At 72.7% G+C, this 17,638-nt stretch carries 2 protein-coding genes; both read right to left on the reverse strand.

What is annotated here, in order from left to right; genetic code table 11:
• Positions 1-15,245 (reverse strand): non-ribosomal peptide synthase/polyketide synthase (locus tag ACWD4O_RS41905; RefSeq protein WP_451288304.1); only part of this gene is annotated, 15,245 nt, incomplete at its 3' end.
• A gap of 105 nt (positions 15,246-15,350) precedes the next feature.
• Positions 15,351-17,606 (reverse strand): ATP-binding cassette domain-containing protein, encoded by a 2,256-nt coding sequence (locus ACWD4O_RS41910; protein ID WP_451288305.1) that lies wholly within the window; start codon positions 17,604-17,606, stop codon positions 15,351-15,353.
• Between the last annotated feature and the right edge of the window lie 32 nt (positions 17,607-17,638).

The following is a 17,638-nucleotide window of genomic DNA, read 5'->3' on the forward strand; positions in this document are numbered from 1 at the left end:
AGGGCGGGGTGTTCGGTGAGGGCTGCTTCGATCTCGCCGAGTTCGATGCGGAAGCCGCGTACCTTGACCTGTTGGTCGGCGCGGCCGACGTATTCCAGCTCGCCGTCGGCGCGTCGGCGTACGAGGTCGCCGGTGCGGTACATGCGTTCGCCGTGGGTGTCGAACGGGCAGGCGAGGAATCGCCCGGCCGTCAGTCCCGGCCGGTTCAGGTACCCGCGTGCCAGGCCCGGCCCGGCGACGTACAACTCGCCCGTCACACCCGGCGGCACGATGCGCAGGCGCTCGTCCAGCACGTACACCCGGAAACCTGCGACCGGTCGGCCGATCGGCGGCACGCCGGGCCCGGGGGTGAGCGGGTCGCTCATCGTGGCGCACACGGTCGTCTCCGTGGGACCGTACGCGTTGATCATCCGGCGCCCGGGTGCCCAGCGCGCCACCAGCTCCGGCGGACAGGCCTCTCCCGCCACCACCAGGGTGGCGGCCGTGACGTCGGTGCTGTCGAGTGCCGCCAGGGCCGAGGGCGGCAGCGTCACATGGGTGACGTCGAGCAGGCGGTCCGTCAGGGCCTCCAGCGGGGCCTCGGACGGGGCCAGTACGAGGGCGGCACCGGTGAGCAGGGCGCTGCACAGGTCCCAGAACGAAGCGTCGAAACTGGGCGAGGCGAACTGGAGCACCCGGCTGCCCGGTTCCACGCCGAGCCGCTCGACCTGCGCAGCCACCAAGCCCGCCACGCCGGTGTGGCTCACCATGACGCCCTTGGGGCGGCCGGTCGAGCCCGAGGTGTAGATCACGTAGGCCGGATGCCGGGCGTCGAGTGCGATCTCCGGATCGGTGTGCGGCCAGTCTCCGTCGGTGACGGTCGCCGGGTCGTCGATGACCACCGTGGGGCGGGCGTCGTCCAGCATGAACGCGATGCGCGGCTGCGGGTATGACGGGTCCACCGGCAGGTAGGCGGCCCCGGCCTTCAGTACGCCCAGGACTGCCACGACGGATTCCGTGGAGCGCGGCAGGGCCACCGCCACGATCTGTTCCGGGCCCACACCCCGCGCGATCAGGGCATGCGCGAAGCGGTTGGCCCGGGCGTTCAGCTGGGCGTACGTCAACTCGACAGCGCCGGCGACCAGCGCGACCGCGTCCGGCGTCGCCGCCACCTGCGCGGCGAGCATCTCCGGAAGGCTTGTGGTGGCAGCGCCGCTCTCGGCGGCAGGCAGCAGTTCGCAGCGCTCGTCGTCGGACAGCAGATCGATCCCGCCGATCGGCCGGTCCGGAGCGGCGGCGACCGCGGCCAGCAGCCTGGTCCACCGGGCGAAGAGGGTCTCCACCGTCGAGCGGTCGAACAGGTCGGCGCTGTACTCGACCCCACCGCTCAGTCCGGCCGGCGTGCCGTCGGACCCGTGCCGCTCCGCCAGGCCGAAGGTCAGGTCGAGCCGGGAGGTCCCGGTGGGCACGGCCATCCCGGTGGCGCTCAGGCCGGGCAGGTCGAAGTCGCCGCCCGGCGCGTTCTGCACGACCAGTCCGGTCTGGAACAGTGGGTGGTGGGACAGCGACCGGGAGGGGTTGAGGGCCTCCACGAGGTGCTCGAAGGGCACGTCCTGGTGTGCGTACGCGGACAGTGCCGTCTCCCGTACTCGTCCCAGCAGTTCGGCGAACGTGGGGTCACCGCTGGTGTCGGTGCGCAGCACCAGTGTGTTGACGAAGAACCCGACCAGGTCGTCCAGGGCTTCGTCGGTACGCCCCGCGATCGGGCTGCCGATCGGGATGTCCGTGCCGGCGCCCAGCCGCGTGTAGAGCGCAGCCAACGCAGCCTGGAGGACCATGAACAGACTGGTGCCGGTGCCCCGCGCCAACTCCACCAGAGCCGCATGCAGTTCGGCGTCGATCCGGACGTCCAGCAGGTCGCCGCGGTACGACATGGCGGCCGGACGCGGCCGGTCGACGGGCAGCTGCAGCTGGTCGGGCAGCCCGGCCAGCGCCTCGGTCCAGTAGGCGATCTGGCGCGCGAACACACTGTCCGCGTCGTGCTCGTCGCCGAGGATCTCGTGCTGCCACAGGGTGTAGTCGCCGTACGTCACCGGCAGCGGAGACCACTCGGGCGCCGCACCGCCCCGCCGGGCGGCGTAGGCCGCGGCGAGGTCGCGGGCCAGCGGGCCCATGGACCAGCCGTCGCCCGCGATGTGGTGCAGCACCAGCAGCAGTACGTGCTCCTGCGGCGCGCCCGCGAACAGCTCCGCCCGCAGCGGCAGTTCCGCCGTCAGGTCGAACTCCCGCACCGCCGCTTCGCGCAGCAGGGCCGGAACCTCCGCCTCGCCGACCGCGCGCACGGCCAGTGGGACGGCGATCTCGGCGGCGTCCAGCACCCGCTGGTGCGGAACGCCGGCAGTGTGGGGGAAGACCGTGCGCAGGGTCTCGTGTCGGGCCACCACGTCGGTGAGCGCGGCACTCAGCGCGGCCCGGTCGAGGTCGCCGGACAGCCGCAGCGCGAGCGGCATGTGATAGGTGGCGCTCGGCGTCCCGAACTGCTGGAGGAACCAGAGCCGGCGCTGCGCGAACGACAGCGGCATGGGCTCGCGGCGGGGCCGGGGCACCAGGGCCTGCCGTGCGGCGCCGGCGTCGTGCAGCCCGGCCGCGAGCCCGGCGGGCGTCGGTGTCCGGAACAGGCTGCGCAGTTCCACCTCGACACCGAGGGTCGCCCGGATCCGAGAGACCAGCCGGGTGGCGAGCAGGGAGTGCCCGCCCAGGTCGAAGAAGTCGTCGTCGACCCCGACCCGCGGCGCGCCCAGCACCTCGGCGAACAGCGCGCACAGGATCTGCTCCCGCGGCGTGCGCGGCGCACGGCTGCTCACGGCCGTCTCCGGCTCGGGCGCGGGCAGCGCCGCCCGGTCCAGCTTCCCGTTCGGCGTCAGCGGCAGCGCGTCCAGCAGCACGAACGCCGACGGGACCAGGTAGTCCGGCACGCGGTCGCTCAGGTACGTCGCCAACGTCGCGGCCGTCGCCCCGGTCTCGGCCGTGGGCACCACGTACGCGACGATCCGGGTCTCGCCCGGCCGGTCTGCCCGGGCGAGCACCGCGACCTGGGCGACACCCGGGTGCGCGGCCAGCTCGGCCTCGATCTCGCCCGGCTCGATCCGGAACCCGCGGACCTTCACCTGGTGGTCCGCCCGGCCCCCGAACTCCAGCTCGCCGTCGGCGCGCCAGCGGACCAGATCACCGGTGCGGTACATCCGCGCGCCGACCGGACCGTACGGGTTGGCGACGAACCGCGTCGCGGTGAGCCCAGGCTGGTTCAGGTAGCCGCGGGCGAGTCCCGCCCCGGCCAGGTACAACTCGCCCATGACACCGGGGGCGACCGGCCGCAGCCCCGAATCCAGCACGTACACCTGGCAGTTGGCGATGGGGCGGCCGATCGGCACCGGCGTCGGGCAGTCGGCGGGGTCGCCCGGCAGCGAGTAGGCGGTGATCACGTGGGTTTCGGCGGGGCCGTAGTGGTTGAGCAGCACCCGGCCGGGCCGCCGGGCCTGGAAGCGTCGTACGGTGCCGCCGAGGCGCATCGCCTCGCCGGCCTGCGCGATCAGCCGCAGGTCCGGCAGCTCCAGGCCGGCCTCCTCGGCGGCCTCGGCCAGCGCCTCGACCACCAGATTGGGCGCGAAGAGCTCCTCGACCGCGTGCCGGTCCAGCCATCGGGCGAACAGTTCGGCGCTGCGGCGCTGTTCCTCGGTCGGCACCACGAGGGTCTTGCCGTACAGCAGCGCGGAGAGCATCTCCTGCACCGAGACGTCGAAGCTGATCGCGGTGAACTGCGCGGTGCGCGTGCCGGGTTCGCCACCGACGGACCGGTGATGCCATGCCAGCAGGTTCAGCAGCCCGGCGGCGGGCATCACCACGGCCTTGGGCCGGCCGGTGGACCCCGAGGTGTAGATGACGTAGGCCGGATGACGTGGGTCCACGGCGACGGCCGGATCGTGCTCCGGCAGGTCCCCGTCCGGTGTGACGGCCGCGAGATCGTCGAGCACCACGGCCGGTCGCGCGTCCTGAAGCATGTACGCGATACGGGCGGCCGGGTAGTCCGGGTCGACGGGCAAGTAGGCCGCGCCCGTCTTGAGGACCGCGAGGACGGCGACCACCAGCTCCGCGGAGCGGGGCAGCCGCAGGGCGACGACCTGCTCAGGACCGACCCCGCGCGCGATGAGCGCGTGCGCCAGGCGGTTGGCCCTGCGGTTCAGCTCGCGGTAGGTCAGTGAGGTGCCCTCGAACACCACCGCCGGGGCCTGCGGGGTCGCCCGTACCCGGTCCTCGAACAGGGACGGCAGACCGGCGACGGGAGCCGGGAAGGCGGTGTCGTTGCGCACGACCAGCAGATCGTGGTGCTCCTCGGTGGCGAGGACGTCGATCCGGCTCAGCGGCCGGTCCGGGTCGGCGACCACCGACGCCAGCAGGCGCAGCCACCGGGCGAGAAGCGCCTCCACCGTGGCGTGGTCGAACAGGTCGGTGCTGTACTCGACCCGCCCGACGATGCCCTCGGCCGGCCCGCCGGTGCCGCCGCGCTCCAGCAGGTGGATGGAGAGGTCGAACATCGCCGTGGGCGTCCGCACCAGTACGGTCTCGGCGCTCAGGCCGGGCAGGGCGAACTCGGTGCGGGGTACGTTCTGCAGCGCGAGCAGTACCTGGAACAGGGGCTGACGGGCGAGCGACCGGGTCGGGTTGAGGGCCTCGACGAGGTGCTCGAACGGCAGGTCCTGGTGCGCGTACGCGGCCAGCGCGTTCTCCCGGACCCGGCCGAGGAGATCGGCGAAGGTCGGGTCGCCCGAGGTGTCGGTGCGCAGCACCAGGGTGTTGACGAAGAATCCGACGAGGTCGTCCAGGGCGTGATCGGTCCGGCCGGCGATCAGGCTGCCGACCGGGATGTCCGTTCCCGCGCCGAGCTTGTCCAGCAGCGCCGCCAGCGCGGCCTGCAACACCATGTAGGCGCTGGCCCCGTGCTCCCGGCCCAGGCGGACCAGCCCGGCGTGCAGCTCGGCGTCCAGCTCGACCGCGAGGTGGCCGCCGCCGTGGGAGGGAACGGAGGGGCGATGGCGGTCGGCGGGAAGCCGGATCTGTTCCGGCAGATCGGCCAACTGCCTGGTCCAGTAGGCCGTCTGGCGGGCGGACAGGCTGTCCCGGTCCGCCGCGTCGCCGAGCAGCCGCTGCTGCCACAGCGTGTAGTCGGCGTACTGCACCGGCAGCGGCGCCCACTGCGGTTCCTCGCCCCGGCCGCGCGCCGCGTAGGCGGTGGCCAGGTCGGTCGACAACGGGCCCAGCGACCAGCCGTCACCGGCGATGTGGTGGACCACCACCAACAGCACGTGCTCGTCCGGTGCCGTCTCGAACAGCTCGGCGCGCAGCGGTGGTTCGGCGGCGAGGTCGAATCCGCGCGCCGCGGCCGCCACCAGCAGCTCCGGCAGGTCCGTCTCGTCGGCCCCGGTGACCGGCAGCTGCGGCCGGGCCGTTTGCGCGTCCAGCACGTTCTGGTACGGCACCCCGTCCACCTGGGGACAGACCGTGCGCAGGCTCTCGTGCCGTCCTACGACGTCGGCCAGCGCCTCCTCCAGGGCCACCCGGTCCAGCGGTCCGGAGAGCCGCCACGCCAGCGGCATGTTGTAGGTCGCTCCGGCGCCCTCCAGCTGATGCAGGAACCACAGCCGACGCTGGGCGGACGACAGCGGTACCCGCTCGGGCCGCTCCGCCCGGCCCAGGGCGAGCCGTGCCTGACCGGCCACGCGCAGTCCGGCGGCCAGACCGGCCACCGTCGGCGTCTCGAACAGGCTGCGCAGTTCCAGTTCCACGCCCAGGGTCGTGCGCACCCGGGCCACCAGGCGGGTCGCCAGCAGCGAGTGCCCGCCGAGCTCGAAGAAGTCGTCGTCGACCCCGACCCGGGCCACGCCCAGCACCTGCGCGAACAGTTCGGCGAGGACATGTTCCTGCGGTGTGCGCGGGGCCCGGCCCGCACGTGACGCGGTGTACTCGGGCTCGGGCAGGGCACGTCGGTCCAGCTTGCCGTTGGCGGTCAGCGGCAGGCTCTCCAGGGCCACGATCGCGGTCGGCACCATGTACTCGGGCAGTCGCTCACGCAAGTGCGCGCGCAGCGCGTCCGGCTGGAGTTCCGCCCCGGTGACGGGCACCGGGTAGGCGACCAGGCGTCGGTCCTCCGTCCGATCCTGCCGGACGATGACGGCGGCCCGGGCGACCTGCGGATGTTCCGCCAATGCCGCCTCGATCTCGCCGAGTTCGATCCGGAATCCGCGGACCTTGACCTGGTCGTCGGTACGGCCGAGGAACTCCAGGTTCCCGTCCGAGTTCCATCGCACCAGGTCGCCGGTGCTGTACATCCTCGTGCCGGCCGACCCGAACGGATCCGCCACGAACCGTTCCGCGGTCAGCCCCGGCCGGTTCAGGTAACCACGCGCCAGCCCTGCACCGGCGATGTACAGCTCGCCCGGCACACCCATGGCCACCGGCTGCAGTGTGCCGTCCAGCACATGCACCCGGACACCCCCGAGCGGCCGGCCGATCACCGGGCGCAAGCTCGACTCGAGCGGCGCGACGACCGCGTCCACCGTGGCCTCGGACGGGCCGTAGTAGTTCAGGCAGGACACCCCGTCGACTGCCCTCAGCCGCTCCCACAGCTGGTCCGGAACAGCCTCCCCACCCATCGAGACCACCGCCGGACGCCGCTGTGGGTCGTCCAAGAGCCCCCGCTCGACGAGGACTTGCAGGTAGGACGGGGTGGCGTTGACATAGTCCAGCTCGGCGCGCGCAGCGTAATCGACGAAGGCGTCCGGGTCGGACCAGGTCGCCTCGTCCAGGACGTGCAGCTCGTGGCCCGCGTACAGGCAGGACATCTGATCGCAGGAGGCGTCGAACGACACCGACGTGGTCAGCCCCACCCGCAGCCGCTCCTTCGTCCGCTGGGGGAACAGCAGCGGACGCTGGCCGGCGAACAGGTTGAGCAGGCCGCCGTGCGTCGAGACCACGCCCTTGGGCCGTCCGGTGGAGCCCGAGGTGTAGATGACGTAGGCCGGATGCTCCGGGGCGACGGCCACTTGCGGATCCGTCGCCGGGAGCCCGGCCATCGTCGCCGCGGTCTTCGGGTCGTCGACCACCAGCCGGTCGGCCGGACCGGTCTCGGCCAGCCGCTCGCGGGTGCGGGTGTCGGTGACCACCAGGACCGGCCGGGCGTCGTCGAGCATGTACCCGATCCGTGCGGCCGGGTACTCCGGGTCGACCGGGAGATACGCCGCGCCGGTCTTCAGCACGGCGAGGATGGCCACCACCAGCTCGGCCGACCTCGGCAGGGCCACCGCCACCAGCCGCTCCGGCCCCGCGCCCCGCGCGATCAGCGCATACGCCAACCGGTTCGCCCGCGCGTCCAGCTCCGCATACGTCAGCGACGCGTCCGGCCCCACCACCGCGATCGCGTCCGGAATCGCACACACCTGCGCCCGGAACAGCTCCGGCAGACTCGCGGCGGGGGCTTGGACCACCGGACCGGTACCCAGCGCCGTCAGCTCACCGCGCTCCTCGGCGGTGAGCAGGCCGAACCGGCTGAGCCGCCGCTGCGGGTCGGCGGTCACAGCACGGAGCAGCCGGACCCACCGCCCGATCATCGTCTCGACGGTGGCCGGGTCGTACAGGTCGCTGGTGTACTCGACCAGCCCGTCGATCCCCTCCGGGGTGCCGTCCTGCGCGTGCCGCTCGGACATCGTGAAGATCAGGTCGAGCTTGGCGGTCGCCGCCGTCAACGGCATGCCGCCGACGCGCAGCCCCGGCGGGGCGAAGTCGGCCCGGGGCACGTTCTGCAGCACCAGCATGACCTGGAAGAGAGGGTGGTGCGCCAGGGACCGCACCGGGTTGAGGGCTTCGACCAGGTACTCGAACGGCAGGTCCTGGTGGGCGTACCCGGCCAGCGAGGTGTCCCGCACCCGGCCCAGCAGCTCGGCGAACGTCGGGTCGCCCGAGGTGTCCGTACGGAACACCAGGGTGTTGACGAAGTAGCCGACCAGCTCGTCCAGTGCCTGGTCGGTCCGGCCGGCGACCGGGCTGCCGACCGGGATGTCGTCGCCCGCACCGAGCTTGCTCAGCAGCGCCGCCAGTCCGGCCTGAAGCACCATGAACAGACTGGTCCCGTGTGCACGGGCGAGCTCGCGCAGACCACGGTGCAGCTCCGCGTCCAGCCCGGCGCGCACGAGGCCGCCCCGGTGCGAGGCGACCGCCGGTCGGGGCCGGTCGGCGGGCAGCTGGAGCTGCTCCGGCAGATCGGCCAACTGCCGGGTCCAGTAGGCCGCCTGGCGGGCGGACAGGCTGACCCGGTCGGTGGCGTCGCCGAGCAGCTCGTGCTGCCACAGGGTGTAGTCGGCGTACTGGACCGGCAGCTCCGCCCACTGCGGCTCCTCGCCGCGGCAGCGCGCCGCGTAGGCGGCGGTCAAGTCCCGCGTCAGCGGTCCCAGCGACCAGCCGTCACCCGCGATGTGGTGGAGCACCACCTGCAGCACATGCTCGTCCGGCGCCAGCTCGAACAGCGCGACCCGCAGCGGCAGATCGACCGCCAGGTCGAACGGACAGGCCTTCGCGGTCGCCAGCAAGCCCGCCAGCCCGGCCTCGGTGGTTCGGCTCACCTTCAGCAGTGGACCGCCCGACTCGACGCCCAGCACCTGCTGGTACGGCACCCCGTCGACCGCCGGGAAGACGGTACGCAGGCTCTCGTGCCGGGCCGTCACGTCCGCCAGGGCGGATTCCAGGGCCCGCCGGTCCAGGTTCCCGGACAGCCGCCAGGCCAGGGCGATGTGGTAGTTCGCGCCCGCGCCCTCCAGCTGGTGCAGGAACCAGAGTCGCCGCTGCGCGAACGACAACGGGATCCGCTCGGGACGCCGCCGGGGCACCAGCGCCGACTGCGCCCGGCGGACACCCGCACCCGTCAGGGCGGAGGCCACGCCGGCCGGGGTCGGGGTCTCGAACAGGGTGCGCAGCTCAAGCTCCACGCCCAGCGTCGCGCGGACCCGGGCGGCCAGGCGGGTCGCCAGCAGCGAGTGCCCGCCCAGGTCGAAGAAGCTGTCCTCGACACCGGCCTCGGCCACCCCGAGGACCTCGGCGAACAGCTCGCACAGGATCTGCTCCTGCGGCGTACGCGGCGCGCGGCCGGTGTTCGTCGGAGCGAGGTCGGGTGCGGGCAGCGCACGTCGGTCCAGCTTGCCGTTGGCGGTCAGTGGCAGGCTCTCCAGGGTGACGAACGCGGCCGGCACCATGTGCTCCGGCAGCCGCTCCCGCAGCTGCTCACGCAGTTCGGCCGAGCGCGGGACGGCACCCGGGGCGGGCACCAGATACGCGACCAGCCGGGTGTCGTCGGCCCGGTCCTGCCGCGCCAGGACGGCGACCTGGGCGACGCCGGGGTGTGCGGCCAGCGCCGCCTCGATCTCGCCGGGTTCGATCCGGAAGCCGCGGACCTTCACCTGGTCGTCGGCCCGGCCCACGAACCGCAGGCTGCCGTCGGCGCACCGGCGCACGACGTCGCCACTGCGGTACATCCGTGCACCGGCCGGCCCGAACGGGTCGGCCACGAAGCGCCCGGCGGTCAGACCGGGCCGGTTCAGGTAGCCGCGTGCCAGCCCGGCCCCCGCGACGTACAGCTCGCCGGACACCCCCGGGGGCACCGGCCGCAGGTGGGCGTCGAGCACGTACGTGCGCAAGTCGGGGATGGCCGAGCCGATGTGGCCGGCGGCGGTCGCGGACCGGTCGAGCGCGGAGTACGTCACGTGCACGGTGGTCTCGGTGATGCCGTACATGTTGACCAGCCGGGGCGCGTCCTCCGGGTGTCGCTCGAACCAGCTCGCCAGCCGGGCGTGCTCCAGCGCCTCGCCGCCGAACACCACGGTGCGCAGGGCGGACAGCTCGCGCCCGGGGGCGTCCCGGTCGGCCTGCATCAACTGGTAGAAGGCGGACGGCGTCTGGTTGAGCACCGTCACCCGCTCACGGGCGAGGAGGTCCAGGAACCGGTGGGGCGAGCGGCTGGTCTCCTGGTCCACGACCACCAGACGGCCCCCGTGCAGCAGCGGGCCCCACAGCTCCCACACCGAGAAGTCGAAGGCGTAGGAGTGGAAGAGGGTCCAGACGTCCCCGGCGGAGAAGCCGAACAGCTCCTGGGTGGTGCCGAACAGCCGCACCACGTTCCGGTGCGGGACCACGACGCCCTTGGGGGCGCCGGTGGATCCCGAGGTGTAGATGACGTACGCGGGGTGGTCGGGACGGAGAGGGACCTCAGGGTCGGTGTCCGGCAGTCCGTCCAGGTCGACGACGTCCAGCATTAGCCGGTCCACCTGGTCCGTGCCCGGCAGTTCGCCGATCCGGCCCGTCGTCACGAGGAGCGACGGCCGGGCGTCCTGAAGCAGGTGGGCGATCCGGGCGGCGGGGTACTGCGGGTCCACCGGAACGTAGGCGCCGCCCGCCTTGAGGACCGCGAGGACCGCCACCACCAGCTCGGCCGAGCGTGGCAGGGCCAACGCCACCAACTGCTCCGGCCCCACGCCCCGGGCGATGAGAGCGTGCGCAAGCCGGTTGGCCCGGACGTTCAACTCGTCGTACGTCAGCGTGACTTCGCCGCTCACCACGGCGACCGCCGATGGGTTCGCCCGTACCCGCCGCTCGAAGAGCGCGGTGATACTGCTCTGCGGCGACTCCTCGCTCCGGTCGGCGACGGCCGGCAGCAAGGCGCGGAACTCGTCGGCGGACAGCACGTCCACCTGGCCGATCCGCCGGGCAGGGTCGGCCACCACGGCGCGGAGCAGCCGCAGCCAGCGGTCGACGATCCCCTCCACGGTGGTCATGTCGAACAGGTCGGTGCTGTACTCCACCAGCACCGACAGCCCGTCCGCGCCGGGCTGTTCGGTCACCATGAACGTCAGGTCGCACTTGGCCGTCCCGGTGGGGACCAGATCGGTCGCCACGCGCAGCCGCGGCAGGTCGAACGTGCCGAGCGGCGCGTTCTGCAACACGAGCATGGTCTGGAAGAGGGGATGGTGTGCCAGCGACCGGGTCGGGTTCAGCGCCTCTACGAGATGCTCGAACGGCACATCCTGATGCGCGTACGCGGCCAGCGCGTCGGCGCGCACCCGGGCCAGCAGCTCGGTGAACGACGGGTCGCCCGACAGGTCGGAGCGCAGCACCAGGGTGTTGACGAAGAAGCCGACCAGGTCGTCCAGGGCTTCGTCGGTGCGTCCGGCGATCGGCGTGCCTACGGGTACGTCGGTGCCCGCGCCGAGTTTGCCCAGCAGGGCGGCCAGCCCGGCCTGGAGCACCATGAAGAGGCTGGCCCCGCCGTCACGGGCGAGCGCGCGCAGGCCCTGGTGCAGCTCGGCGTCGATCCGCACCGGCAGATGGGCGCCCCGGTGGGACATGGCCGCCGGCCGGGGCCGGTCGAAGGGCAGCTCGACCTGCTCGGGCAGGTCCGCCAGCTGCTGCCTCCAGTAGGCCAGTTGACCGCTCAGCAGGCTGTCCGGGTCGGAGCCTTCGCCGAGCAGTTCCCGCTGCCAGAGGGCGTAGTCGGCGTACTGGACCGGCAGCGGCGACCACTCCGGCTTCGCCCCTTCGCAGCGGGCCGCATAGGCGGTCGTCAGGTCCCGCGCGAGGGGACCCGTCGACCAGCCGTCGCCGGCGATGTGATGCACCACCAGCAGCAGCACGTGCTCGTCGGCGTCCAGCCGGAACAGCTCGGCGTGCAGCGGCGGCTCCTGGGAGAGCTCGAAACCGTGCCGGGCCGCCTCCGCCAGCCGATCCGGCAGATCGTGCTCGCGGACCTCGGTCACCCGCAGCCGCGGCCGTGCCGCGTCGAGGTCCAGCACCCGCTGGCACGGCACGCCGTCGACCGTCGGGAAGACGGTGCGCAGGCTCTCGTGCCGCTCGACCACGTCCGCCAGGGCGGCCTCCAGGGCCCGCTGGTCCAGGTCTCCGGACAGCCGCAGCGCCAGCGGGATGTTGTACGTGGCGCTCGCGCCCTCCAAGCGGTGCAGGAACCACAGTCGGCGCTGCGCGAAGGACAGCGGGGCGGCCTCGGGCCGCTCGCGCCGTCCCAGTGCGGGCCGCGTCCGGCCCGCGACGTCCACCGCCGCCGCCAGTTCCGCCACCGTCGGCGCGTCGAACAGGTCGGCAAGGCTCAGCTCCACGCCGAGCACCGACCGTGCCCGGGCGACCAGCCGGGTGGCCAGCAGCGAGTGCCCGCCGAGGTCGAAGAAGCTGTCGTCAAGACCGGCCTCGGCCACCCCGAGCACCTCGGTGAACAGCCCGGCCAGCAGGTGCTCGGTCGCGGTGCGCGGAACACGGCCCGGGGCGACCGCGGTCTGCTCGGGCGACGGAAGGGCCCGTCGGTCGAGCTTCCGGTTCGGTGTCAGCGGCAGTGCGTCCAGCAGCACGAACGCCGACGGCACCATGTACTCCGGCAGCCGCCCGCGCAGGTGCTCGCGCAGCGCGGGCACGGCCACCGTGGTACCGGGCACCGGCACGAAGTAGGCGACCAGCCGGGGCTCTTCTTCGGAACGCACCACAACTGCGCCCTGCACGACCTGCGGGTGCTCCGCGAGCACGGCCTCGATCTCGCCGAGTTCGATGCGGAATCCCCGGACCTTGACCTGGTCGTCGGTACGGCCGAGGAATTCCAGGTTCCCCTCGGAGTCCCACCGCACCAGGTCACCCGTGCGGTACATCCGCGAGCCGGCCGGCCCGAACGGGTCGGCCACGAAACGCCCGGCGGTCAGCCCCTGCCGGTTCAGGTAGCCCCGTGCCAGGCCTGCGCCCGCGATGTACAGCTCACCCGCCACACCCGCGGGCATCTGCCGCAACGCGCCGTCCAGCACGTACAGCCGGGTGTTGCCGACCGGCCTGCCGATCACCGGGCGCGGGCTCGACTCCAGGGGCGCGACGGCCGAGTTCACCGTGCACTCGGACGGCCCGTAGAAGTTCAGACAGGTCACCCCGGCGGCCGCCCGCAGCCGCTCCCACAGCTGCTCCGGGACGGCCTCGCCGCCCGCCGCGACCATCGCGGGACGCCACTGGGGGTCGTCCAGCAGTCCTCGCTCCACCAGAACCTGGAGATACGACGGGGTGGCCTCGATGAAGTCGAGGCGGCAGCGCCTGGCGTAGTCGACGAAGGCGTCCGGGTCGGCCCAGGTCGTGTGCTCCAGGACGTGCAGCTCATGGCCCGAGAACAGGCAGAGCAGCTGGTTCCAGGATGCGTCGAACGAGACGGACGTGGTGAGTGCCGCACGGAGTCGGCGCCGTTGCGCGAGCAGGGGCGGGAACAGCGCCTGCTGTTGGTCGGCGAACAGGTTGAGCAGGCCGCCGTGCGTCGACACCACGCCCTTGGGGCGCCCGGTGGAGCCGGAGGTGTAGATGACGTAGGCCGGATGCGCCGGGTCGACGGCCATCTCCGGATCCGCTGCCGGGCAGCTCGCCAACGTTGTCGCCGTCTCCGGGGCGTCGATCACCAGCAGTTCGGCGGGACCGGCCTCGGGCAGCCGGTCCTGGGTACGAGCGTCGGTCACCACCAGAACCGGCCGGGCGTCGTCGAGCATGTACCCGATCCGGGCGGCCGGGTACTCCGGATCGACCGGGACGTGGACAGCCCCGGCCTTCAGCACGGCGAGGATCGCCACCACCAGTTCCGCCGAGCGCGGCAGGGCCACCGCCACCGGCCGCTCCGATCCGGCCCCGCGGGCGATCAGGGCGTGTGCCAGCCGGTTCGCCCGAGCATTCAGCTCCGCGTAGGTCAGGGACGCGTCCGGCCCCACCACCGCGAGCGCCTCCGGCGTCGCCCGCACCTGAGCGCGGAACACCTCCGGCAGGCTCTCGGCGGGTGCCTGGGTCACCGGGCCGGCTCCCAGCGCCAGCAGCGCACGCTCCTCGTCCGCGGTGAGCAGGCCGATCCGGCCGACCGGCTCCCGCGGGGCGCAGTGCGCGACGGTGTCCAGCAGTGCGATCAACCGCCCTTGGTGGACGGCGAGTTCGTCGGCGCTCCAGGTCTGGGGCGCACCCTTGAGTTCGACCCGGAGTTCGCTGTCTCCGCGGCAGCCCGTGATCCACAGGGACAGCCCGGTGGTCGGCTCCGGGAGAAGGTAGTGCAGCGTGGCGGGATGCCCGGCGAAGCTCGGCGCGGAGTCGAAGACCAGGATGTTGACGACGAGCGGGAACGCCGCCCCGGGGGAACCGGGAACACCGAGGTCCCGGAACACGTCCTCACCGCGGTAGCGCTGGTGCGCCAGTGCCGCGTCGACTTCCCCTGCCACCTCCGTGACGAGGTCGTGCCACCGCATCTCCGGTCGCACCCGAAGGCACAGGGGCACCACGTTCGACACCGCACCGGGCGACGACATCAGGGCGCGTTCGGCCCCCTCGCGTCCGGTGACGGGAAGCCCGATGAGAACGTCCCGGTCCCCGGTGATTCGGTGCGCGTAGAGAGCCGCCGCCGCGATCAGCGGGCGGGACCAGTGGGCTTCGGTCTCCGCTGCCGCCGCTCGCAGTGCATCCACGCGCAGTGCCGCCGGTTCCACCGCGGATCGTGGACCGCTCCCGCCATGCGAAGCCCGGCCGATGAACTGAGTGGGTTCCGGCCGGTCGGCGAGCTGCTCCGTCCAGTACGACCGATCGGAGGCGAACTGCCCCGACGCGCGGTAGTCGGCGTCACTGCGGAGCAGCTCGTCCAACGAACGGAGCGGCGACGGTGGAACCGCGCCGCCCGCGGCCAGCGCCGTGTACATCCGCGTGACCCGGCGGCGGACGAGGGAGAGGCCGAACCCGTCCATCACCAGGTGGTGGTAGTTCTGGTACAGGAGGTGGTGCGTCGGCGAGAGGCTGATCAGCGCGAGGCTGAAGAGCGGATCGCGGGCGAGGTCCAGCGGACGCATCCGGTCCCGGGCCATCCATGCCAGGGCCGCCGCCCGGGGGGTGGGCTCCGAGCTCAGGTCGAGCAGGGTCGGTTCCCAGTCCCATGCCGCTCGGACGATCTGGCGCGGCTCCTGCCCGTCGTGGACGAAGGTCACCTGCAGGGCGTCGATCTCGTCGACGACCCGGCGCAGCGCGGTCTCGACGAGGTCGGCGTCCACCGGGCCGTGGACCTCGAGGTATTCGCCGATGCGGTAGGTGTCGAGCGCTGTCTGCGCGCGCTGTTCGGCGAGCCAGATCTCACGCTGGGCCGCCGTCAGGGGAAGGGAGTCGCCGTCGCGACGGGACATGGGGGAACCTCCAGGAGTATGGGCAGGCGTGTGCGCGGGCGCGCCGAGACGCGCCGACCGCGGTGATGTCACGCGGTGGGCGGTCGGACGGCGCCGTGGGCGCGGTCAGGCGGCGAGTTCTCCGGCCTGGAGCTGCCAGAGGGATGCGTAGAGTCCTTGCCGGGCGAGGAGTTCGTCGTGGGTGCCCTGCTCGGCGACGACGCCGCCCTTGTCCATGACGTAGATCCGGTCGGCGTGGCGGATGGTGGAGAGCCGGTGGGCGATGACGACCATCGTCCGGTCGGCGGCGAAGACGCGGAGTGTGCGCTGGATGGCGGCCTCGGTCTCGTTGTCCACGGCGGAGGTGGCTTCGTCGAGGATCACCACCGGCGCGTTCTTGAGGATGGCGCGCGCCAGTGCGATCCGCTGCCTCTGGCCGCCCGACAGAGCGGCGCCGCGTTCGCCGATCAGCGTGTCGTAGCCGTCCGGCAGCGTCGCGACGAAGGTGTGGGCCTCGGCCATCGTGGCTGCCTCGACCACGGCCTCGTCCGAGGCGTCGAAGCTGCCGTAGCGGATGTTGTCGGCAATGGTGCCGTCGAAGAGGAAGGGGTCCTGCGCGACGAACCCGATCGCGTGGCGCAGGTCGTGCCGCGGCAGGTCACGTACGTTCCGCCCGTCGAGCAGCACGCTGCCGAACTCCGCGTCCTGGAAGCGCATCAGCAGTTTGGCGATGGTCGTCTTGCCGGAGCCGGTGGCGCCGACGAGGGCGGTCACCTGCCGGGCGGGGATGGTGAGCGAGAGGCTTTCCAGCACCGGGGGCCGGCCGGGGTAGGCGAAGGTCACGTCGTCGAGGACGATCTCGCCCTGCACCTTCTCGACCTCGAGCGGTTCACCGTTGCCGGTTGTCTCGACGGGCAGGGTCCGCAGCCGCTGGACCCGGTCGTGGGCGGCGAGGGTGCGCTGGTACTGGTCGACGATTCCGCCGAGCCGGTTCATCCGCATCAGCACCATCTGAGGCAGTCCGATCAGCGGGCTGAACACCTCGAACGGCAGGCTGCCGTTGAGCACCGACCGGCCGCCGATCAGCAGGGTGCCGGCCATCGAGCTGGTGGTGCAGACCCGGACGATCTCGGCGTGGCGGATCGTGCTCCGGTCGGTCTGCCGGCCGCTCTCCTGCGCCTGTCCGCTCAGCCGGTCGATGCGCTCGGCCTCGTAGTCCTCGGTGCAGAAGCTCTTGACGGTGGCGCCGGCCTCCAGCGTGTTCACCAACTGGCTGTGCAGCTGGGCGCGGTGCTCGCCGGAGACGGCGTAGTCGGCCGCGACCTTGTCCTGGTAGTGGAACGACAGCCAGGCGATGACCGGGATGGGCAGGAACGCGATCCAGGCGATCTGCGGCGCCAGCAACAGGAACAGCGGCACCAGGAGGACCAGGCTGGTGCCCAGTTGCAGCAGGTCGTTCGCCGAGGTGGCGAAGAAGGCCCCCAGCTGGCGGACGTCGTCGGTGAGCGCGCCGGCGATCCGGGTGGTCCGCTCGCCCTCCAGGTGCCGCAGTTCGAGGTGCTGCACATGGGCGTACGTCCGGTTGCGCCAGTCGTGCTCGATGTCCTGGCCGAGCCCGCGCCACTGGAGGTTCGAGGAGTACGACAGGCCCGCCACGGCGGTGCAGGCGGCGGCCACCAGCCCTGCCAGGCACCAGAGTTGAGCGGACGCGGTGGTCAGGCCGAGGGTGACCAGCGGCGCGGCCTCGCCCTTGATGAGCACCAGCGCGGTCCAGCCGAGGAAGGTGCCGAGCGCCATCTCCGAGATCTGGCAGGCGACCGACAGCGCGGAGGCTCGGTACAGGCGCCGGCGGTGCGGTCCGACGATCTCCAGCAGGGGGTGTCGCTCGGCTCCGCTTGCGGGCAGGTCCCGGCCGGCGTCGACCGTGCTGCGCCAGGCTTTGCGGACAACGGCCGCGGTCGCCACCGTCACTCCGCCCAGCGCCACCAGTTGCCTGCTCAGCGCCGACCCGCGGATCAGGGCGATGCCGGCCGCCACGCCACTCCCGACGGCGAGCACGGGGCGCAGAACTCCGCGATCCGCAGGCCTGGCCGGTTCGGCGGCGAGCTGTGCCGGGGCCGGACGCCCCGCTCCGGCCGAGCCCTCCACGACCAGGGTGACTGCCCTGCGGACGAGCTGACCGACGTCCGTGGCTTTCACCCGCGCGTCGTGCCGGACGAGGAGCCCGCCGGTGATCGGGCTGGCCTGCGCCTCGGTGATCCCGGGAAGTCGGCGCAGGGCCGCGGCGAGCACTTCGGCCGCCTGGGGCCGTCCGAGAAGCAGCTTGACGTCCCAGCGCTGGCGGCCCGGAATGACCGAACGCGGGCGCACGTCCAAATCCACGGAGCGATATTCGGCCGCGGCACCCAGCAGAG

The organism is Streptomyces sp. NPDC002623 (assembly GCF_053592635.1).